The organism is Acidovorax delafieldii (genome assembly GCF_007993815.1).
GTDB lineage: Bacteria > Pseudomonadota > Gammaproteobacteria > Burkholderiales > Burkholderiaceae_C > Acidovorax > Acidovorax delafieldii.
Genome location: NZ_VJWE01000012.1, coordinates 532,976 through 552,371 on the forward strand (window position 1 = coordinate 532,976; position 19,396 = coordinate 552,371).

Below are 19,396 nucleotides of genomic sequence, written 5' to 3' on the forward strand. Positions count from 1 at the left end.
CTGTTTCATTTCCCGCACCGTGCGGGGGTGGAATCCGGCGGAGCCAGCGACGTGCACCGTGCGCCGCAGCAGATTCCCGGCACTCAGCGCCGACCCCACAGGGGGTCAGCAATCCATCACGTCAGGACGTGACACATTCGCCAAAGCCGCCACCGCCGGGGGTAGCGATCTCGAACACATCGCCGGGCTCCATCAGCGCCGCGCCAATGTGGCCCAGCTCCTCCACCTGGCCGTTGGCACGCAGCACGCGGTTGGCACCAGGCCTGCCGGGCTGGCCGCCCGCCATGCCAAAGGCCGGGTTCAGTCGCCCGTTGGACAGGATGCTGGCCGTCATCGCCTCCAGGAAACGCACGCGCCGCACACCGCCGTCCCCGCCTGCCCAGCGGCCAGCACCGCCCGAGCCGCGCTGGATCTCGTAGCTGTCGAGCACCACCGGGAAGCGGAACTCCAGCACCTCGGGGTCGGTCAGGCGCGAGTTGGTCATGTGGGTCTGGACCACGCTGGTGCCGTCAAAGCCGCGCACCGCCCGGCCCGAGGCGTCCAGCACCGCGCCCGCACCGCTGCCACCGGCAATGGTTTCGTAGTACTGGTACTGCGCATTGCCGAAGGTGAAGTTGTTCATGGTGGGCTGGCTGCCCGCCATCACGCCCAGGGCGCCGAACAGCGCGTTCGTGATGCAGGTGGAGGTCTCCACATTGCCTGCCACCACCGAGGCCGGCGGGTTGGGGTTGAGCATGGAGCCTTGCGGAATGATCACCTGCAGGGGCTTGAGGCACCCGGCATTGAGCGGGATGTCGTCGTCCACCAGCGTGCGGAACACATACAGCACGGCCGCCATGCACACGGCGCGCGGGGCGTTGAAGTTGTTGATCTGCTGCGGGCTGGTGCCTGCAAAGTCGATGACCGCGCTGCGCTCGGCCACATTGACCTTGACCGACACGCTGATCTGCGCGCCGTTGTCCAGCGGCAGGGTGAAGCTGCCGTCCTTGAGCTGGGTGATCACACGGCGCACCGACTCTTCGGCGTTGTCCTGCACATGGCGCATGTAGGCCTGCACAACATCCAGGCCAAACTGGTCCACCATTTTCGACAGCTCCTGCACGCCTTTTTCGTTCGCCGCGATCTGTGCGCGCAGGTCGGCCAGGTTCTGCTGCGGGTTGCGGCTGGGGTATGGCGTGGTGCCGCCGCCCGTGGCCAGCAGGGTGCGCACCTCCTCTTCCAGAAAGATGCCCCGATCCACCAGCTTCACGTTGTTGATCTGCACACCTTCTTCATCAATGCGTGTGGAGAACGGTGGCATGGACCCCGGCGTGGTGCCGCCAATGTCCGCATGGTGGCCCCGGCTTCCCACATAAAACGTGGGTTCGTTGCCCTCGGCCACGTACACCGGGGTGATCACTGTCACATCGGGCAGGTGGGTGCCGCCGTGGTACGGGTCGTTGAGCATGTACACGTCGCCCGGGTGCATCTTGCCCGCGTTCTCGCGGATCACGGTCTTGATGCTCTCGCCCATGGACCCAAGGTGCACGGGCATGTGGGGCGCGTTGGCGATCAGGTTGCCGGCCACGTCGAACAGCGCACAGCTGAAGTCCAGACGCTCCTTGATGTTGACCGAATACGCCGTGTTCTGCAGTTGCAGCCCCATCTGCTCGGCGATGTTCATGAACAGGTTGTTGAACACCTCCAGCAGCACCGGGTCCACCGTGGTGCCTGCGGCGTACTGCACCTTGCGGGCCGTCACGCGGTCCAGCACCAAATGGTCCAGGTCGGTCAGGCGCGCAGACCAGCCGGGCTCCACCACGGTGGTGGTGTTCTTCTCGGCAATGATGGCGGGGCCGGGGATCACGTCGCCGGGGTGCAGGTCCTCGCGCACCACCAGGGCCGCATCGTGCCAGGCACCGCCCGAGTACATCTTGACCACCTCGCGCTGCGGATGCTTGCGGTGCGGGTGCACGGGCAAGCGCGGCTCGGCGGGGGCGTCACCGGCAATCATGGCCTCGACCGACACGGCCTCCACCACCAGGCCCTTGCCCGCCATGAGGAACGCAAAACGCTGGCGGTAGGCGGCCTCAAAGGCCGTCTGGATGCTGGCCATGTCACCAAACGGCACGACCAGGGCCGAGTCCGTGCCCTCGTAACGCACATGCACGTTGTGGCGCACCTGCACGGGGTTGGTGCTGACCTGCTGGCGCTCCAGCTCGGCCTGCGCGGCAGAACCCAGCGTATCCAGGCGCTCAGCGATCAAGGGCAGAGATTCAGCCGCCAGCGGCATCTCCACCGCTTGCTCGCGGATCACGGTCTGGTCGGCCAGGCCCATGCCATAGGCGCTGAGCACACCCGCCAGCGGGTGCACGAACACGCGCGACATGCCCAGCGCATCCGCCACCAGGCAAGCATGCTGCCCACCGGCGCCACCAAAACACTGCAGGGTGTAGCGCGTCACGTCATAACCGCGCGCCACGCTGATCTTCTTGATGGCGTTGGCCATCTGCTGCACGGCAATCTGGATGAAGCCTTCGGCCACTTCTTCGGGCCTACGCTGCGTCTGCGCAGCAATTTCTTCAAATCGCGCGCGCACCGCATCGGCGTCCAGCGTTTCGTTGGCTGCGGGACCAAACACACTGGGGAAGTAACGGGGCTGCACCTTGCCCACCATCACATTCGCATCGGTCACGGCCAGCGGGCCGCCGCGGCGGTAGCTCACCGGGCCCGGGTTGGCGCCTGCGCTCTCAGGGCCGACGCGAAAACGGGCACCGTCGTAGGCCAGCACCGAGCCACCGCCAGCCGCCACCGTGTGGATGCTCATCATGGGGGCGCGCATGCGCACGCCCGCCACGTGGGTCTCGAACTCGCGCTCGAACGCACCGGCGTAGTGGCTCACATCGGTGGACGTGCCACCCATGTCAAAGCCGATGACCTTTTCATGCCCGGCCAGGCCCGCCGTGCGCGCCATGCCCACAATGCCGCCTGCGGGGCCAGAGAGGATCGCGTCCTTGCCCTGGAAGGTGCCCGCATCGGTAAGACCACCGGAGGACTGCATGAAGAACAGCTTGACGCCCGGCATCTCGCTGGCCACCTGCTCCACGTAGCGGCGCAGGATGGGAGAAAGGTAGGCATCCACCACCGTGGTGTCGCCCCGGCTCACGAACTTCATCATGGGGCTGGTTTCATGCGAGGCGCTGATCTGCGTGAAGCCGACCTCCTTGGCAATACGCTTTGCTGCCTGCTCGTGTTGCGTGTAGCGATAGCCGTGCATGAACACAATGGCCACGCTGCGCAGCCCGCGCCCGTACGCCGCCAGCAGGTCACCCCGCAGGGTGGCTTCGTCAAGGTTCTGCAACACATCGCCATGGGCACCCATGCGTTCGCGGGCCTCGATCACTTCGGTGTAAAGCAGCTCGGGCAGCTGGATGTGGCGGTCAAACAGGCGTGGGCGGTTCTGGTAGGCAATGCGCAGCGCATCGCGAAAGCCGCGTGTGGTGACCAGCAGCGTGGGTTCACCCTTGCGCTCCAGCAGTGCGTTGGTGGCCACCGTAGTGCCCATCTTCACGCATTCCACCAGCACGGGCGTCACGGGCTCGCCAGGCTTCAGGCCCAGCAGGTGACGAATGCCTGCCACGGCCGCGTCCTTGTACTGCTCGGGGTTCTCGGACAACAATTTGTGGGTGGTCAGCGAGCCATCGGGTCGCTTGGCCACGATGTCGGTGAAGGTGCCGCCCCGGTCGATCCAGAACTGCCAGCGTGGGGTGTGCGTTTGGGGTGTCATGGTGGTCATGTGTAGTGGCTCCGAAATAGAAAGTTGAAAAAGAGGTAGCGATGTGGCTAGGCGATGGCAAGGCTGGCGGGGGCCAGCCTTTGCATGACCTGCCACACGGCAGGAATGGGGGGCGCGGTGGCCAGAGCCCGCTCGACGGGGCACCAGGGACCTGCCAGCGCGGCAGCCCAGGCCATCACGGGCAAGATGTCGGCGGGTGGCAGCGTCTGCATGGTGTCGATCACGATGCGCAGCTCTTGCGCCAGGCGGTTGCCGGGAGCAAATCGCCAGTGGTACTGGCCGCCTGCCACACACACGGCGCGGTTGTCCTTGGCCGTCATGGCAGACAGCCACAGGCAGTGAAAGTCGGCGCAGGCCGGTGCCGGAGGCTCCGTCAGGCAAAAGGTGTAGGCGTTTTCATAAGCGCGGCCAAAGTTGCGCACCAGGGTCTCGGCAATGGCCTCGCGGCCCAGGGTGCAGGCCAGGGCCTGCCCATCGCCCTGGCGCATCTCCATCTGCAGCAGCGCGCCACCGGCAAAGGCTTGCGCGATGAGGTGCGGGCGATTGAGATCCTTGGCGCGCAGGTACATCTCGATGGTGTCCGAGGGCGTGTGCATGGTGCTTCTCCTGAAAGGCGTGCAGGAAAGGTCAGCGCTGCGTGTAGTACGGGATGAAGATCTGGTTGGCCTCGCTGCCCACCGAGCGCACCCACTCGCGCGAGAACCGTTCGCCCAGGCGCTTGAGTTCGGCATCAAAATCCGCTGGCGCACGATCCACCTTGATGCCCTTGCGTTGCAGCTCGGCCACCGACTCTTCGGCCACCGCAGCGCTCATGGCCCAGCCGCGCGTCTCTGCCTCGGCGGCAGCCTTGGTGACCTCCTGGCGTGTGGGTGCAGGCAGTGCGTCAAAAGCCTGCAGGTTCACAAAGACGATGTTCTTGGGAAACCAGGCGTTGATGCCGTAGTACTGCTTGATCTGCCCCCAGACTTGGTTCTCGACCCCCGTGAGGGCCGAAGTGATCATGGAATCGAGCTTGCCAGCCGACAGGGCCTGGTTGACTTCCACCATGGGCACATCCACGGGCGTGGCGCCCAGCAGTTCGGCAATGCGCACAGTCCCGGGGTTGTAGGTGCGCATGCGCGTGCCCTTGAAGTCGGCGGACGAGCGCACGGGGTTGATCGAGAACAACCCCTGCGGCGGCCAGGGCACCGCGTACAGCGCCTTGAGCCCCTTGCTGGCCATGTGCGACTCGATCAAAGGGCGCTGCACGTCCCACATGCGCCGCGCGTCCGCATAACTGCGCACAACGAACGGCACAGCATCCGCCCCGGCGATGGGGATGTCCCGCACCAGGTTGGTCATGATGGTCTCTCCCGCCTGGGCCTTGCCCTCCTGCACGGCCTGGTGGATATCGTTCAGCTTGAACAAGGCGTTGTTGGCGTGGACCTCGATGCGCAGAGCGCCTGCCGAGGCACGCTCCACATCCTGCGCAAACTGCACGAGATTGCGGGTATGAAACGACTCCGCGCGGTAACCCGTGGCCAGCTTCCACTGGGTCTGGGCGTGCAGCACCGGGGCCACGGCGAGCGCGGCCAACAACACCAAAGTTTTCATGGGGAACTCCTGCGCGGACGTTTCAGGCGTGGGTGCTGGGGGTCAGCCCTGCATCTGGCGTGGCAGCCAGAGCACGACATCGGGCACGAAGTACGTCATCACGACGGCCACAATCATCAGAGCGAACAGAGGCAGCGCCGTGCGTGCGATCCAGGTCACTTCGCGCCGCGTCATGCCCTGCAACACGAAGAGGTTGAAGCCCACAGGAGGCGTGATCTGCGCCATCTCGACCACCAGCACGATGAAGATGCCGAACCACACCAGGTCAAAGCCTGCAGCTTCCACCGTGGGCAGCAGCACTGCGATGGTCAGCACCACCATGGAGATGCCGTCCAGGAAGCAGCCCAGCACAATGAAGAACACGATGAGCAGCAGCATCAGCGCAAAGGGCGACAGGTGCAGCGCGCCGATGAACTCGGCCAGGTGCCGTGGCAGGCCAATGAAGCCCATGGCCAGCGTGAGGAACGCGGCACCCGCCAGGATGAGGCCGATCATGCAGTACACGCGGCAGGCGGCGACCAGCCCTTCCTTGAAACGATCCCAGTTCAGCGAGCCCTCAATCTTGGCCAGAATCAACGACCCGGCCACACCCAGCGCGGCAGCTTCGGTGGCGGTGGCGATGCCGCTGTAGATGGCGCCCAGCACCACGACGATGAGCGACACGACCGGAATCAGGTGGCGGGAGGCATACAGCTTTTGCACAAAGCTGAGGCGCGCGTCAGGCGCAGGCACCTTGTCTTTGTTGAACAGGGCCCACACGACGATGTAGCCCATGAACAGAGCAGCCAGCATCAGCCCCGGAATCACCCCTGCCAGGAACAGCTTGGAGATCGAAACGTTGGCCGCCACGCCATAGACGATCATGATGATCGACGGCGGAATTAGCAGACCCAGGGTGCCCGCACCAGCCAGCGTGCCCACGGAGATATCTTCGGGATAGCCGCGCTGCTTGAGTTCAGGCAAGGTGATCTTGCCGATGGTGGCGCAGGTAGCGGCCGACGAGCCCGAGATCGCGGCAAAGATGGTGCAGCCCACCACATTCACATGCAAAAGGCGGCCTGGTAGGCGCTCCAGCCAGGGCGCCAGGCCCTTGAACATGCTGCTCGACAGCTTGCTGCGGAAAAGGATCTCGCCCATCCACAAAAACAGCGGCAGAGCCGTCAGTGTCCAGCTGGAGGTAGACCCCCAGATGGTCAGCATCATGCTGTCGCCCACCGGGCGGTTAGTAAAAAACTCCATGCCGACCAAGGCCACTGCCAGCAGTGACAGGCCGATCCACAGGCCCGATCCGAGCACTGCGAACAGCACCACGATCAGACCCAAAGCAATGATGACGTCCATGATGAGTTCTCCTGGATCGGGTTATTCGGAACGGGCTGCTTCGGACACAGCCATGAACGCCACACCCTGGAAGCGCAGCACCAGCGCATGGGCAAACGCCAACGCAAAACCAATACAGCCCATGGCCATGCTGATCTGAGGAATCCACAGCGGCGAGGCGTCGGCTGCCGGCGAGATGTCATGGGTGATGTAGGAGATCCACACCGACCGCACGGCATAGCAGGCGATGTACACGGACAACACCAGCGCACTGACCAGGCAGAACCACTCGAAGGCACTGCGCCAGCGGGCGGGCAGCCTGTCCAAGATGAGCGTCACGCGGATGTGATCGCCGTTTTGCAGCGTGCTGGGCAGCGCAAAGAACAAGGCGGCAGCAATGGCGTAGCCCGCGTATGCGTCGAGTCCGTCAATATTGAGATGGATGACTTCGCGGGCAAAAACGCCCAGCGTGACTGCGCCGAACGCAGCCAGCATCGACAGGCCGGACAGCAGCATCAGCAGCCTGTAGAAATTTCGGACGAGTTTGTCCATGGCGTACTCCTGTAACGCTTGAAAAAGAGGGGGATCGGTAACGAGATTGCGGGGGTAGCGCGCGGCGCGCTACCCGGCCCCGTGGGGGCCTTCAGACACGTTCAGACGCGACTACTTCTTGCGGTAGGCGTCGATGATGGCCTGCCCCTCGGCCCCCGCCGACTTCACCCAGTCGGCGGTCATGGATTCGCCGATGCTCGCCAGCTCCTTCTTGATGCCGTCGCTGGGCTCGGCCACCGTCATGCCCTTGGCCGACAGCTCCTTGATGAATTCCTTGTCCACACGCTCGCTGGTGGCCCAGCCGCGTTCTTCGGCGGCAGCTGCGGCTTTGAGCACGGCGTCCTGCAGGGACTTGTCGAGGGCGTCAAAGGCCTTCTGGTTCACCACCGTGGCATTGCGCGGCAGCCATGCGCTGACGGGGTAGAAGTACTTGACCTGTTCGTACAGCTTGGACTCCACGCCGCTGGCGCTCGATGTCAGAAAGTTCTGCACCGTGTTGGTCGCCAGGGCCTGGCCCAGCTCGGACAGCTGGATCGTCACGGGCTGCGCCTTGAGCAGCTGGGCAATGCGCGTGGTGGCAGGGTTGTAGGCGCGCATCTTGGTGCCCGCAAAGTCTGCGGGCGTGCTCACCGGCTTGAGCGAATACAGCGACTGGCCGGGCCATGGCACCGAGAACAGCACCTTCACGCCCTGTGCGGCGAGCAGCTTCTCTTGCGCGGGCTTGGCGGCCAGGTACAGACGCTTGGACTCTGCGTAGGTGGTCGCCAGGAAGGGGATGGAGTCCACCCCAAACAACGGGTTCTCGTTGGTGGCGCCCGACAGGATGAACTCTGCCGAAGGCACCTGCCCGGTCTGCACCGCACGCTTGATCTCGTTGGCCTTGTACAGCGAACCACCGGGGTGCAGGGTGATCTTGAGCTTGCCGCCAGTGAGCTTGTCCACTTCATCGGCGAACTGCTGCACGTTTTGCGTCTGGAAGCTGTTGGCACCGTAGCCGGTGGGCAGGTCCCACTTGACCTGGGCCTGGGCCGCACACACGCTGAGGACAGCCGTCATACACAGTGCAAATTTTTTCATGGGGAGACTCCTGGGGGTAAGCCGCTTAGAAGCTGGCGAGTTGGTGGTTAAGAAGATCGGTGACCAGCATGCAACCCGGGGCGTGGGTGATGCAGAAGGCCGGCTGGGCATTGAGGATGGCCGATTGCGGTGTCACGCCACAGGCCCAGAAAACAGGGATCTCACCGGGCATCAGCGCCACGGCATCCCCGTAGTCGGGATAGGCCAGATCGGCGATGCCGATGAGTGCCGGGTCACCGATATGCACAGGCGCGCCATGCACATTGGGAAACCGCGAGGTGACCTGCACAGCCCGAATCACATCTGCTGCAGGCATGGGACGCATCGTCACCACCATGGGGCCACCGAAGGGGCCAGCGGGCTCGGTTTGCACATTGGTGCGGAACATCGCCACGTTCTTGCCTTCGTCAATGTGGCGCAGGCGGATGCCTGCCTCGATCAACGCGGATTCGAATGAGAACGAGCAGCCAAGGATGAAAGTGACCAGGTCTGGCCGCCAGAGGCTGGCGATGTCCGCCACCTCTTCCGACATTTCACCGTGACGCCAGATGCGATATAGCGGCACATCGCTGCGAATGTCGATGCCCTTGCCCAGTGAAGGCAAGGTGAACTGTCCGGGCTCGCTGACCGCCAGCACAGGGCAAGGCTTGGGGTTGCGTTGACAGAACCGGAGGAAGTCACTGGCAAGCACCTCGGGGAGGATGACCACGTTGCCCTGGACATGGCCATCCGCGAGACCACTGGTATGCGATGTCCACAGGCCCTTGCGGATGGTGTCACGGACATGGATCGGGTTGCTGGCACCTTCGTAACCAAACACCGCGAGCGAATTTTCTTGAACGAAGTCCACCGTTTTTCCTTGCATTGAGAAATGTCAATTGCATGACGTTGGGCAGATTGTGTTGGGCGGTGATGGCCCCTGGCAAATTCAAAAAATTTCTATCAGCTCATCGATTTTTTCCATGCACTTCATTGGGGAGAGTCGAACCAACTTGGTGCCAAGGGAAAACCCTGGGAGGGAATTTACGGGTAAACCCTGACATCAACGAATCCCTGGATTGCAGGAAAAAATGGCATGCGCCGCGCACACCCGACAGGGTGCACCGAAGCTTTTTGACGAAAGGCTCAGCCCTTGCGAGGGCGGCGGGCTGGCGCGGGCTGTTGCTGCTCAATGAAGTCCAGCGCCGACCGCACCACGGCCTCCATGGCGGGTGACGAGGGGTCTTCGCGGTAGCTCACATGGATGGGCAGCGGCCGCAGTGCGGTGTCGCAAGCCAGTGCCCGCAGGTCTGGAAACGCCAGCAGGCGCTGCACTGCCAGGCGCGGCAAAGTGGCCACACCAAAGCCGCCCTGCACCAGCTGCACCATCGCAGAAATCGACGAGATGGTGTGCACGCAACGCGGCTCCACCTGGGCCTGGCGCAGCGTATCGAGAAGGGACACGTGCGGTTGCGAGCCACGCTGGAAAGTCAGGATGTCAGCGCCTGCAAAGTCTTCCAGCGCATAGCGACGCTTGCGATGCGTTTTGCTGTTGCCCACAAACACCATCTCCATGGGCGTCACCGCCTGGCTGCGGATGCCATCCGCGGCCGCCGGCAGGGCTGCGAAAACGGCATCCAGCGTGCCGCGGCGGATCTGGTCGAGCAACACGGGGGTGGTTTCCACCGTCAGCTCCAGCTCCAGCAGTGGGTTGTCCTTGCGCAGCTGTTCCACCCACGGAATGAGCCACGAGTGCAAGACCGATTCGATGGCCCCCAGGCGGATCGACACCTCCAACGGGCCGCCTGATCCCATCTCGGACTTGAGCTGGCGTTGCAGCTCCAGCATGCGCTTGGCATACACCAGGAACCGGGCACCGGCCACCGTGAGCTTGAAGTGCTTGTCACGCCGGTCCAGCAACAGCACGCCCAGCTCCTCTTCGAGTGCGGAGATGCGGCTGGACATCGCGGACTGGGTCAGGAAAAGCCTCTCGGCGGCGCGTGTCACGCTCTTGAGAGAGGCCACCCAGTAAAAGGCTTCGACAAAACGCAGGTTCATGGTGTTTTTCGGAAGGGCTGGGTGTGCCTGTGTACCAACGGCTTTGCGCACTGCCCAGACGGGCGCACTGTGATGGTGCGCGGTGTCGGAATCCACATGCCTTTTTCCGGCAAACACCGCGCTGTAAAAGCCATTGTGCCGTCGCATTTCAAGGACACAACGCAGAACTGCTCGCAGTGGGGGCGCTAGCTAAAAGTGCGTTGCCAGTTTTCTGCAAGGAACCTGTGGCGTCTTGCCACGCCACACCACCGGCCTATCCGGTGAACAAGGGCAGGTCTGCCTTCTTCAAGGTCCGCAGCACAAAGCTGGAGCGGCTGTGCCGTATGCCTTTGATCTTGTAGAGCTTCTCGCGCAGCAGGCGCTCGTAATCGCGGGTGTCCTTGACGACGATGCGCAGCAGGTAGTCGTAGTCACCGGAGACAAGGTGCGCCTCGATCACTTCGGGAATGCTGGCCAGTGTCTCGCCAAACTTTTCGAGTGTGTTGTCGGAGTGGCTGTCGAGCGTGACCTGCACCAGCACCGTGTCGGCCAGGTCCAGCGACTGGGGGTTGATGCGCACCGTGTAGCCCTGGATGACACCGGCCTCTTCCATCTTTTTGATGCGCCCCCAGCAGGGCGACGGGCTCAAGCCCACGGCCTGCCCTATCTCTTGCAGGCTGGCGCGAGCGTTGGCCTGCAAGACAGCGAGAATTTTTCTATCCAGTCGATCCATCGACCTTATTATTCAGCAAACCAACGAAATGCAGAAAATTATTCTGCATCTCCAGCAGAATGCACCAAATTCAGCAAATTCATCTGCAACACCCGGCGCATACTTCTTCCATCAAGGCGCTCTTACCGGAGCGCACAAATTGACAAGGCCCCGGCTGGTTACCGCCAGCACGGGGCCCTTGGCATTCCAGATGCCTCCCCAAATTGAATAGCCGCTTGCATCCGTCGGCGGCATGCGTCCTGTGTACGAACCTCGGCGCCCCATTCCAAAGAGGTGTCGCCAATGCAACTGCAAACGCGGGGTTGACCAGTTGATAAGCACGCTTACCAGCACAAACCCGGATGCCTGCAGCCATGCTGCACCGCCATAATTTGACTGAGGCCAGGGGTGGCTCTGCAAGGAGCCCAAGTGCCCCGTTCCCCTGCCCCAATATCAACAGGAGACACCATGCAATTGACCAAACTCGTCGTTGGACTGAGCCTTGCGCTCGGCTTTGTGGCCACCGCTGCTGCGCAGACCACTATGCGCATCAGCATCTCGACGGCCCAGAACTCCCACCAGGGTGTAGCCATCGACACGTTTGCCAAAGAGGTCGAAAAACGCACAGGGGGCCGTTACAAGGTACAGACCTTCTACAACGGTGCACTGGGTGGCGAGCGAGAGTCGATTGAAGCGGTGCAGCTGGGGACACAAGAGCTGGCGTTCAGTTCTACAGGCCCAGTGCCCAACTTTGTGCCTGAGACCAAGATCCTGGATGTCCCCTTCCTGTTCCGCGACAAGGCCCATGCACGCGCGGTGCTGGATGGACCCATCGGCCAGGACCTGCTGTCCAAGTTTGACGCCAAGGGTTTCAAGGCGCTGGCATGGGCCGAGAACGGCTTCCGCCACATGACCAACAGCAAGCGCGACGTGAAAGAGCCCGGTGACCTGAAGGGCCTGAAGATGCGCACGATGGAAAACCCCGTGCACATCGCCGCCTATAAGGGCTTCGGCATCATCACCACGCCCATGGCCTTCCCTGAAGTGTTCACGGCGCTGCAACAAGGCACGGTGGACGGCCAGGAGAACCCGCTGTCCGTCATCATCTCGGCCAAGTTCGATCAGGTGCAAAAGCACCTCACGCTCACTGGCCACGTTTATTCGCCCTGCATCTTCGTGATGAACAAGGCAGCTTTCGACAAGCTCTCGGCGGCCGACAAGCAGGCGTTCATTGACGCAGCCAAGGAAGGCACCAAGGCCAACCGTGCACGCGTGGACGAAGACGACGCCAAGGGCGTGGCCGACCTGCGCGCAAAGGGCATGACCGTGATCGACAACGTGGACAAGGCCAAGTTTGTGGCGGCACTGGCCCCCGTCAACGCCGAGTTTGAAAAGCAGTTCGGCAAGGCTGCCATCGACAAGATCCGCGACGTCAAATAATCCTGTTCATTGCTATTACCTTTGTAGCTGATAACGCCCGTAGCCATTGCGCTATCGGGCGTTTTTATTCTTGAACGATCGATGGTTCTGATCACCTCCCACCTACCCATGGTTGGCACCGCCCCATGAAAAACGCTTTTCTTACCTTTGAGCGATGGACCACCTTCATCGCCATGCTGGGCGCTTGCGCCATGCTGACCCTGGCTTCGGCCCTGGGCATGTTCCAGATCGTGACCCGCTTTGTGCTGGAGCAGCCTGCTGAATGGACCGAAGTGCTCATCCGCTTCAGCCTGATCTGGATGGTGTTCCTGGCTATTCCGGCCGCGTTTCGCCAGGGCGCGATGGTGAGTGTGGACGTGCTGTACCGCTGGAGTCCGCCGCGCATCAAACGGGTGCTGGACTGGGTGGTCGCACTGGCAGCCCTGGTCCTCATCGGCATCATCATCTGGTACGGCTGGGACTATGCACGCCGGGGCGGCGTGCAAAGCATGGCCGGGCTGGAATCCGTGTCCATGTTCTGGGCTTACCTCGCCATGCCTGTGGGTGGCCTTTTTTGTGTGGTCGGCATCATCGGCAACCTCATTGATCCCCTGCGTATGGAACTGGAGACTGCTCAATGAGTTTGGTCATGATTTCAACGATGGTGCTGTGCTTTGCACTCACCGTCTCAGTGGCTGTGTCCATCGGTTTGGCTTCCATCCTGGGCATCCAGGCCTCCAATGCGAACATGCTCATCTCCGTCAAGGAGATGTTCGGAGCCATCAACAAGTTTCCTTTGGCAGCCATCCCCTTCTTCATCCTCGCGGGCAACCTGATGGAAACTGGCGGCATCTCGCGCCGTCTGGTGGAGTTTGCCAAGAGCATCGTCGGCGGTGTGCAGGGCGGCCTGCCCATGACCTGCGTGCTGACGTGCATGATCTTTGCTGCCGTGTCGGGCTCGTCGGTCGCCACTACGTTTGCGATTGGTGCCATCCTGATCCCGGCGCTCATCAAGCACGGCTACCCCACGAGCTATGCGGCAGCGCTGCAAGCCACCAGCGCAGAGCTGGGTGTGATCATCCCGCCCTCCATCCCCATGATCCTGTACGGCGTGAGTGCCGAGGTGTCGATTGGCGAACTCTTCATCGCTGGCTTCGGCCCAGGGCTGCTCATCAGCGCCGCGCTGATGCTGTTTGTCTGGGTGTATTGCAAATACAAGGGCTGGGGCAAAAACGATGGTGATGGGCGCATGCCCTTTGGCAAGGCCACGCTGCAGGCGGGCTGGGCATTGCTGATGCCCGTGATCATCCTGGGCGGCATCTATGGCGGTGTGTTCACCCCCACCGAGGCATCGGCCGTTGCAGTGTTCTATGCCTTGATTGTGGGTGTCGTGATCTACCGCGAGATCAAGCTCAAGGACCTGTTCGCCATTCTGCGCAAGTCGGCCATCTCATCGGCAGTGATCATGTTCATCATTGCCAACGCGGGGCTGTTTGCGTTCCTCATCACGCGGGCTGGCGTGCCAGACGCGATTGGCAGGTGGCTGGAGGCAGTGCTGCAGTCCCCCGCCCTCTTCCTGCTGGGCGTGAACGCTGCGCTGTTCGTGATTGGCATGTTCATCGAGACCAGCGCGGCAATCATTGTGCTAGCCCCCATCTTGGCGCCTGTGGCCATGCACTTCGGTATTGATCCTGTGCACTTCGGTCTCATCATGGTGGTGAACCTGGCACTTGGAATGATCACGCCGCCTTTTGGAGTGAATCTGTTCGCAGCCTGCACGGTGGCCAGAATCTCTCTGGACCGGATCATCAAGCACCTGCTTCCCTTTGTCGGAGTGATCCTGGTGTGCCTGATGATCATCACCTATGTGCCATCGATCTCGCTGGCACTTCGGGATCTGGTCTACGCAAAGTAGTTAGAATCGACGGGTCAGGAGAGAGTGCTCCGTCTTGTCCTCAGGACGCGCAGCACCGCCGAAGGCGCAGGCACCCGCCGAACGCTCAGGCAAAAGGACTGACAACCGCCCGCAGCGATGCGGGCGTTCCCTTGCTGGAGAGAGATGGCCCCACAGTAAAACTGTGTGCAGGCCATCCACCGAAGGAGCAAACCGCACGGCCAGCCAGGGCGCTGCGGTGAATCTCTCAGGTAAAGCGGACAGCAGGGCAAATCCCGTGACCACGTTGATGGTCGCGGCCCCCATTTGCCCCGGAGTCCGCCATGTCAGCCACCGCCCCCCTGCTCACTACGCCCCTGAACGCCCTGCACATCGAGCTGGGTGCCCGCATGGTGCCTTTTGCAGGCTATTCCATGCCCGTGCAGTACCCCGCAGGCCTGATGGCCGAGCATGTGCACACCCGCACCGCAGCCGGCCTGTTTGACGTGTCGCACATGGGCCAGCTCAAGCTTGTCGGCGCCGACGCTGCTGCGGCGTTTGAAACCCTGGTGCCCGTGGACGTAATCGACCTGCCCGTGGGCAAACAGCGCTACGGCCTGCTGCTCACCGATGAGGGGACCATCATCGACGACCTGATGTTCTTCAACCAGGGCGTGGTGGATGGCGAACCCACCCTGTTTGTCATCGTCAACGGCGCCTGCAAGGTCGGCGACATTGCCCATATCCAAACCCGCATTGGCCAGCGCTGCAAGGTGGTGCCCATGCCGGACCACGCCCTGCTGGCGCTGCAGGGCCCACAGGCCGCCGTCGCCCTCACCCGCCTCGCGCCCGGCGTGGAGAAGCTGGTGTTCATGACCGGTGGCGCATTCAACATTGCTGGCTGCGACTGCTTTGTGACCCGCAGCGGCTACACCGGCGAGGACGGTTTTGAAATCTCGGTGCCCGCCGCGCAGGCCGAAACGCTTGCCCGCGCCCTGCTGGCGCAGCCCGAGGTCAAGCCCATCGGCCTGGGCGCTCGCAACTCGTTGCGCCTGGAGGCTGGCTTGTGCCTGTATGGCAATGACATCGACACCAGCACCACGCCACCCGAGGCCGCACTGAACTGGGCGATCCAGAAGGTCCGCCGCACCGGCGGCGCGCGTGCGGGCGGCTTCCCGGGCGCCGACAAGGTGCTGGCGCAAATCGACAACCCTGCCAGCCTTTCCGCCAAGCGCGTGGGCCTGGTGGCACTGGAGCGTGTGCCGGTGCGCGAACACACCGAACTGCAAAGCACGGACGGCCAAAAGATTGGCGAGGTCACCAGCGGCCTGCTGGGGCCCACCGTGAACGAACCCGTGGCGATGGGGTACGTCACGCCCGCCTTTGCAGCCATTGGTACCCGCGTCAACGCCATCGTGCGCGGCAAGGTGGTGCCCATGGAAGTGCGCGCCATGCCGTTTGTTCCCGCCAACTACTACCGCGGCTGATTTCGCCAGGCGCATCGACCGGACTGCGCCCGCACCCGCTTACATTGCAGATTCCTTTACTTTTTTCCTTTGCTTGAGGAGCTTCCCATGACGATCAAATTCTCCAAAGACCACGAGTGGATCAACGCCGCTGATGCCAACGCCTCGGTGGTGGGTATCACCGTCCACGCGCAAGACGCGCTGGGCGACGTGGTGTTTGTGGACCTGCCCGAAGTGGGCAAGAGCTTTGCCCAGGGCGAAGTGGCCGGCGTCGTCGAATCCGTGAAGGCCGCCGCCGATGTGTACATGCCCGTCACCGGCGAAGTGGTGGAAGTGAACGAAGCCCTGCGCGCCGACCCGTCGCTGGCCAACAGCGACCCGCTGGGCGCTGGCTGGTTCTTCAAGGTCAAGCTGGCCGACGCGAGCCAGCTCGACGCCCTGCTGGACGAAGCCACATACACCGAGTTCGCCAAGAACGCCTGATCCCTGCCAATTGAGAGGGCATGGCGCCGGGCCATGCCCGGCACGCCGCCCTGCTGGGTGCGAGCGCTCTCCCCGGCAACGCCCCCAACCCGCTGCGACCTACGAGACTGCCCCATGCTGATGCAATCCGCCCCCCCCCTTGGCGCGCTTGAAAACGCCACCGAATTCCTGCCCCGCCACATCGGCATCGACGCGGCCGACGAAGCGCACATGCTGTCGGTGATCGGCGAGGCCTCGCGCCGTGCGCTCATCGAATCCATCGTGCCGCGCTCCATTGCACGCAGCCGGGGCATGGACCTGCCTGCGCCGCTCACCGAAGCGGCCGCATTGGCAGAACTCAAGGCCATCGCGGGCAAGAACCAGCTGCTCAAGAGCTTCATCGGCCAGGGCTACTACGGCACGCACACGCCTGGCGTCATCCTGCGCAACATTCTGGAGAACCCCGCCTGGTACACCGCCTACACGCCCTATCAGGCCGAAATCTCCCAAGGCCGCATGGAGGCCCTGGTCAACTTCCAGACCATGGTGTGCGACCTGACGGGCATGCCGATTGCCAACGCATCCATGCTGGACGAAGCCACCGCTGCCGCCGAGGCCATGACGCTGGCGAAGCGCTCGGTCAAGAGCAAGAGCAACGTGTTTGTGGTGGCAGGCGACGCGCACCCGCAAACCATTGAAGTCATCCAGACCCGCGCCAAGCCCCTGGGCCTGGAGGTGCGCCTGGCCAATTCGGCCGAGGAATGGAACACCCTGCTGAATGGCGATTACTTTGCCGTGCTGGCCCAGTACCCCGCCACCAGCGGCCGCATTGACGACCTGCGCGCCGACGTGGAAAAGGCGCATGCCAAGCAGGCCGCCTTCATCGTGGCGGCCGACCTGCTGGCGCTGACGCTCATCACCCCGCCCGGCGAACAAGGTGCCGACATCGTGGTGGGCACCACCCAGCGTTTTGGCATGCCCATGGGTGCCGGTGGCCCCCACGCTGCCTTCATGGCCTGCCGCGACGAATACAAGCGCAGCCTGCCCGGCCGCCTGGTGGGTGTGAGCGTGGACGTGCATGGCAAACCTGCCTACCGGCTGGCGTTGCAAACCCGCGAACAGCACATCCGCCGCGAAAAGGCCACATCCAACATCTGTACGGCCCAGGTGCTGCCCGCCGTGATCGCCAGCATGTATGCCGTGTACCACGGCCCCGAAGGACTCAAGCGCATCGCACAGCGTGTGGCCAGCTATACCGCCATCCTCACGCAAGGGCTACAGCAGCTGGGTGCGCCTGTGCGTGCACAGGCCACGTTCGACACCGTAAGCCTGCACACCCAGGGCGCTACACAATCCATAGCAACCAAGGCAATCAACCTGGGCGCCAACCTGCGAATTTACTTTGAAGAGTACCTGTGCATCTCGCTGGACGAGACCACCACACGCGCCGACATCGAGTTGCTTTGGAAGATCTTCGCCAAGGACGGCCAGGCGCTGCCCACCTTCGACGCGTTTGAAAAAGGTGTGGAGCCGCTGATCCCCACCGAGCTGCGCCGCACCAGCAGCTACCTCGCACACCCCGTCTTCAACACCCACCATTCCGAAACAGGCATGCTGCGCTACATCCGCCAGCTGTCCGACAAGGACCTGGCACTGGACCGCAGCATGATCCCGCTGGGCTCGTGCACCATGAAGCTCAACGCCACCAGCGAGATGATCCCCATCACCTGGCCCGAGTTCGCCAACGTGCACCCCTTCGCCCCCGCTGACCAATTGGTGGGCTACAAGGAGCTGGACGAGCAACTGCGCGCCTGGCTGTGCCAGGCCACAGGTTACGCAGGCATCAGCCTGCAGCCCAACGCGGGCTCGCAAGGCGAATACGCCGGCCTGCTGGCCATCAAGGGCTACCACGAATCGCGTGGCGAAGGACACCGCAACATCTGCCTGATCCCCAGCAGTGCCCACGGCACCAACCCCGCCAGCGCCCAGATGGTGGGCATGCAGGTGGTGGTGACGGCCTGCGATGCCAATGGCAACGTGGACCTGGTGGACCTGAAAGCCAAGTGCGAACAACACAGCGCCAACCTGGCCGCCGTGATGATCACCTACCCCAGCACGCACGGCGTGTTCGAGACCAGCGTCAAAGAGCTGTGCGCCCTTGTGCACAGCCACGGCGGCCGCGTGTACGTGGACGGTGCCAACATGAACGCCCTGGTGGGCGTTGCGGCCCCCGGCGAGTTCGGCGGTGACGTGAGCCACCTGAACCTGCACAAGACCTTCTGCATTCCCCACGGCGGTGGCGGCCCCGGCGTGGGCCCCGTGTGCGTGGTGCAGGACCTGGTGCCCTTCCTGCCGGGCCATGCCACGGCGGGCGTGCCTGGTGGCGTGGGTGCCGTCAGCGCCGCGCCGCTGGGCAACGCAGCCGTGCTGCCCATCAGCTGGATGTACATCCGCATGATGGGCGCCGAAGGCCTGCAGGCTGCTACCGAGACCGCCATCCTGAGCGCCAACTACATCAGCGCGCGCCTCAAGGACCACTACCCCACGCTGTACGCGAGCGAGAACGGCCATGTGGCACACGAGTGCATCCTGGACCTGCGCAGCCTGAAGGACACCAGCGGCGTGATGGCCGAAGACGTGGCCAAGCGCCTGATTGACTACGGCTTCCACGCGCCCACGCTGAGCTTCCCGGTGCCCAACACGCTGATGGTGGAGCCTACCGAGAGCGAGACGCTGTCCGAGCTGGACCGCTTCATCGACGCGATGATCGCCATCCGCGAAGAGATCCGCCAGATCGAAGCAGGCAAGCTGCCGCAGGACAACAACCCGCTCAAGAACGCCCCGCACACCGCAGAAAGTCTGCTGAGCGGCGAGTGGAACCGCCCCTACACCCGCGAGGCAGCTGCCTACCCCGTGGCTGCGCTGCGCAGCAACAAATACTGGTCGCCAGTGGGCCGCGTGGACAACGTGTGGGGTGACCGCAACCTGAGCTGCAGCTGCATCCCGGTGAGCGACTACGCCTGACCCTGCAGCGAAGGCCACGGCGGCAAGGTCTGCCGCCACCGCCATTGCTCTTGCAAGCCCTGGAGCCCGCTCGCCCAGGGCTTTTTTCGTTGGGGGCCCGTACAGGC

At 63.2% G+C, this 19,396-nt stretch carries 15 protein-coding genes and 2 riboswitches; of the genes, 6 read left to right on the plus strand and 9 right to left on the minus strand.

Annotation, left to right across the window (positions count from 1 at the left end; genetic code table 11):
* Nucleotides 1-121 precede the first annotated feature (121 nt).
* The 9 genes from ATF69_RS11775 to ATF69_RS11815 all read right to left on the minus strand — a co-directional run bounded on the left by ATF69_RS11775 (nt 122) and on the right by ATF69_RS11815 (nt 11,066).
* Nucleotides 122-3,775, minus strand: coding sequence for a hydantoinase B/oxoprolinase family protein (locus tag ATF69_RS11775; protein WP_208758720.1), 3,654 nt, complete (start codon nt 3,773-3,775; stop codon nt 122-124).
* A 47-nt stretch (nt 3,776-3,822) separates the two neighbouring features.
* A complete protein-coding gene (locus tag ATF69_RS11780) occupies nt 3,823-4,371 on the minus strand; it encodes a hypothetical protein (protein ID WP_146871058.1) in 549 nt (182 codons plus the stop codon).
* Between the two features lie 31 nt (nt 4,372-4,402).
* Nucleotides 4,403-5,368, minus strand: coding sequence for a TRAP transporter substrate-binding protein (locus tag ATF69_RS11785; RefSeq protein ID WP_146871059.1), 966 nt, complete (start codon nt 5,366-5,368; stop codon nt 4,403-4,405).
* Between the two features lie 42 nt (nt 5,369-5,410).
* Nucleotides 5,411-6,709, minus strand: a complete 1,299-nt coding sequence (locus ATF69_RS11790) for a TRAP transporter large permease (RefSeq protein WP_208758721.1) — start codon at nt 6,707-6,709, stop codon at nt 5,411-5,413.
* Nucleotides 6,710-6,730: 21 nt separating this feature from the next.
* Nucleotides 6,731-7,240 (minus strand): TRAP transporter small permease, encoded by a 510-nt coding sequence (locus ATF69_RS11795; RefSeq protein ID WP_056067705.1) that lies wholly within the window; start codon nt 7,238-7,240, stop codon nt 6,731-6,733.
* A gap of 111 nt (nt 7,241-7,351) precedes the next feature.
* Nucleotides 7,352-8,317 (minus strand): TRAP transporter substrate-binding protein, encoded by a 966-nt coding sequence (locus ATF69_RS11800; RefSeq protein WP_146871061.1) that lies wholly within the window; start codon nt 8,315-8,317, stop codon nt 7,352-7,354.
* A 25-nt stretch (nt 8,318-8,342) separates the two neighbouring features.
* Nucleotides 8,343-9,137: a putative hydro-lyase gene (locus tag ATF69_RS11805; protein ID WP_146871116.1), complete on the minus strand. Its 795-nt coding sequence runs from the start codon at nt 9,135-9,137 to the stop codon at nt 8,343-8,345.
* Nucleotides 9,138-9,442: 305 nt separating this feature from the next.
* Nucleotides 9,443-10,354: a LysR family transcriptional regulator gene (locus ATF69_RS11810; RefSeq protein ID WP_146871062.1), complete on the minus strand. Its 912-nt coding sequence runs from the start codon at nt 10,352-10,354 to the stop codon at nt 9,443-9,445.
* Nucleotides 10,355-10,607: 253 nt separating this feature from the next.
* Nucleotides 10,608-11,066, minus strand: a complete 459-nt coding sequence (locus ATF69_RS11815; protein ID WP_056067700.1) for an Lrp/AsnC family transcriptional regulator — start codon at nt 11,064-11,066, stop codon at nt 10,608-10,610.
* A gap of 447 nt (nt 11,067-11,513) precedes the next feature.
* On the opposite strand from ATF69_RS11815, the gene ATF69_RS11820 reads away from it, so the two are divergent.
* The 6 genes from ATF69_RS11820 to gcvP all read left to right on the plus strand — a co-directional run bounded on the left by ATF69_RS11820 (nt 11,514) and on the right by gcvP (nt 19,289).
* Nucleotides 11,514-12,485, plus strand: a complete 972-nt coding sequence (locus ATF69_RS11820; protein WP_056067699.1) for a TRAP transporter substrate-binding protein — start codon at nt 11,514-11,516, stop codon at nt 12,483-12,485.
* 125 nt (nt 12,486-12,610) lie between these two features.
* A complete protein-coding gene (locus ATF69_RS11825; protein WP_056067696.1) occupies nt 12,611-13,105 on the plus strand; it encodes a TRAP transporter small permease in 495 nt (164 codons plus the stop codon).
* Nucleotides 13,102-14,379, plus strand: a complete 1,278-nt coding sequence (locus ATF69_RS11830; RefSeq protein ID WP_146871063.1) for a TRAP transporter large permease — start codon at nt 13,102-13,104, stop codon at nt 14,377-14,379. Before ATF69_RS11825 ends, ATF69_RS11830 begins: the two co-directional genes overlap by 4 nt.
* 5 nt (nt 14,380-14,384) lie before the next feature.
* Nucleotides 14,385-14,490: riboswitch (glycine riboswitch) on the plus strand.
* Between the two features lie 13 nt (nt 14,491-14,503).
* Nucleotides 14,504-14,632, plus strand: a riboswitch (glycine riboswitch).
* A 49-nt stretch (nt 14,633-14,681) separates the two neighbouring features.
* Nucleotides 14,682-15,824 (plus strand): glycine cleavage system aminomethyltransferase GcvT, encoded by a 1,143-nt coding sequence (gene gcvT, locus ATF69_RS11835; RefSeq protein WP_108498204.1) that lies wholly within the window; start codon nt 14,682-14,684, stop codon nt 15,822-15,824.
* Between the two features lie 87 nt (nt 15,825-15,911).
* Nucleotides 15,912-16,286 carry a glycine cleavage system protein GcvH gene (gene gcvH / locus ATF69_RS11840; protein ID WP_056067689.1) on the plus strand — a complete coding sequence of 125 codons (375 nt, stop codon included), beginning with the start codon at nt 15,912-15,914 and terminating at the stop codon, nt 16,284-16,286.
* 114 nt (nt 16,287-16,400) lie between these two features.
* Nucleotides 16,401-19,289, plus strand: coding sequence for an aminomethyl-transferring glycine dehydrogenase (gene gcvP / locus ATF69_RS11845; RefSeq protein ID WP_146871064.1), 2,889 nt, complete (start codon nt 16,401-16,403; stop codon nt 19,287-19,289).
* Nucleotides 19,290-19,396: the final 107 nt, after the last annotated feature.

Coding starts and splice junctions, on each gene's coding strand:
- ATF69_RS11775 (WP_208758720.1), bottom strand. CDS start 3,775: ATGACCACCATGACACCCCAAACGCACACCCCACGCTGGCAGTTCTGG.
- ATF69_RS11780 (WP_146871058.1), bottom strand. CDS start 4,371: ATGCACACGCCCTCGGACACCATCGAGATGTACCTGCGCGCCAAGGAT.
- ATF69_RS11785 (WP_146871059.1), bottom strand. CDS start 5,368: ATGAAAACTTTGGTGTTGTTGGCCGCGCTCGCCGTGGCCCCGGTGCTG.
- ATF69_RS11790 (WP_208758721.1), bottom strand. CDS start 6,709: ATGGACGTCATCATTGCTTTGGGTCTGATCGTGGTGCTGTTCGCAGTG.
- ATF69_RS11795 (WP_056067705.1), bottom strand. CDS start 7,240: ATGGACAAACTCGTCCGAAATTTCTACAGGCTGCTGATGCTGCTGTCC.
- ATF69_RS11800 (WP_146871061.1), bottom strand. CDS start 8,317: ATGAAAAAATTTGCACTGTGTATGACGGCTGTCCTCAGCGTGTGTGCG.
- ATF69_RS11810 (WP_146871062.1), bottom strand. CDS start 10,354: ATGAACCTGCGTTTTGTCGAAGCCTTTTACTGGGTGGCCTCTCTCAAG.
- ATF69_RS11815 (WP_056067700.1), bottom strand. CDS start 11,066: ATGGATCGACTGGATAGAAAAATTCTCGCTGTCTTGCAGGCCAACGCT.
- ATF69_RS11820 (WP_056067699.1), top strand. CDS start 11,514: ATGCAATTGACCAAACTCGTCGTTGGACTGAGCCTTGCGCTCGGCTTT.
- ATF69_RS11825 (WP_056067696.1), top strand. CDS start 12,611: ATGAAAAACGCTTTTCTTACCTTTGAGCGATGGACCACCTTCATCGCC.
- ATF69_RS11830 (WP_146871063.1), top strand. CDS start 13,102: ATGAGTTTGGTCATGATTTCAACGATGGTGCTGTGCTTTGCACTCACC.
- gcvT (WP_108498204.1), top strand. CDS start 14,682: ATGTCAGCCACCGCCCCCCTGCTCACTACGCCCCTGAACGCCCTGCAC.
- gcvH (WP_056067689.1), top strand. CDS start 15,912: ATGACGATCAAATTCTCCAAAGACCACGAGTGGATCAACGCCGCTGAT.
- gcvP (WP_146871064.1), top strand. CDS start 16,401: ATGCTGATGCAATCCGCCCCCCCCCTTGGCGCGCTTGAAAACGCCACC.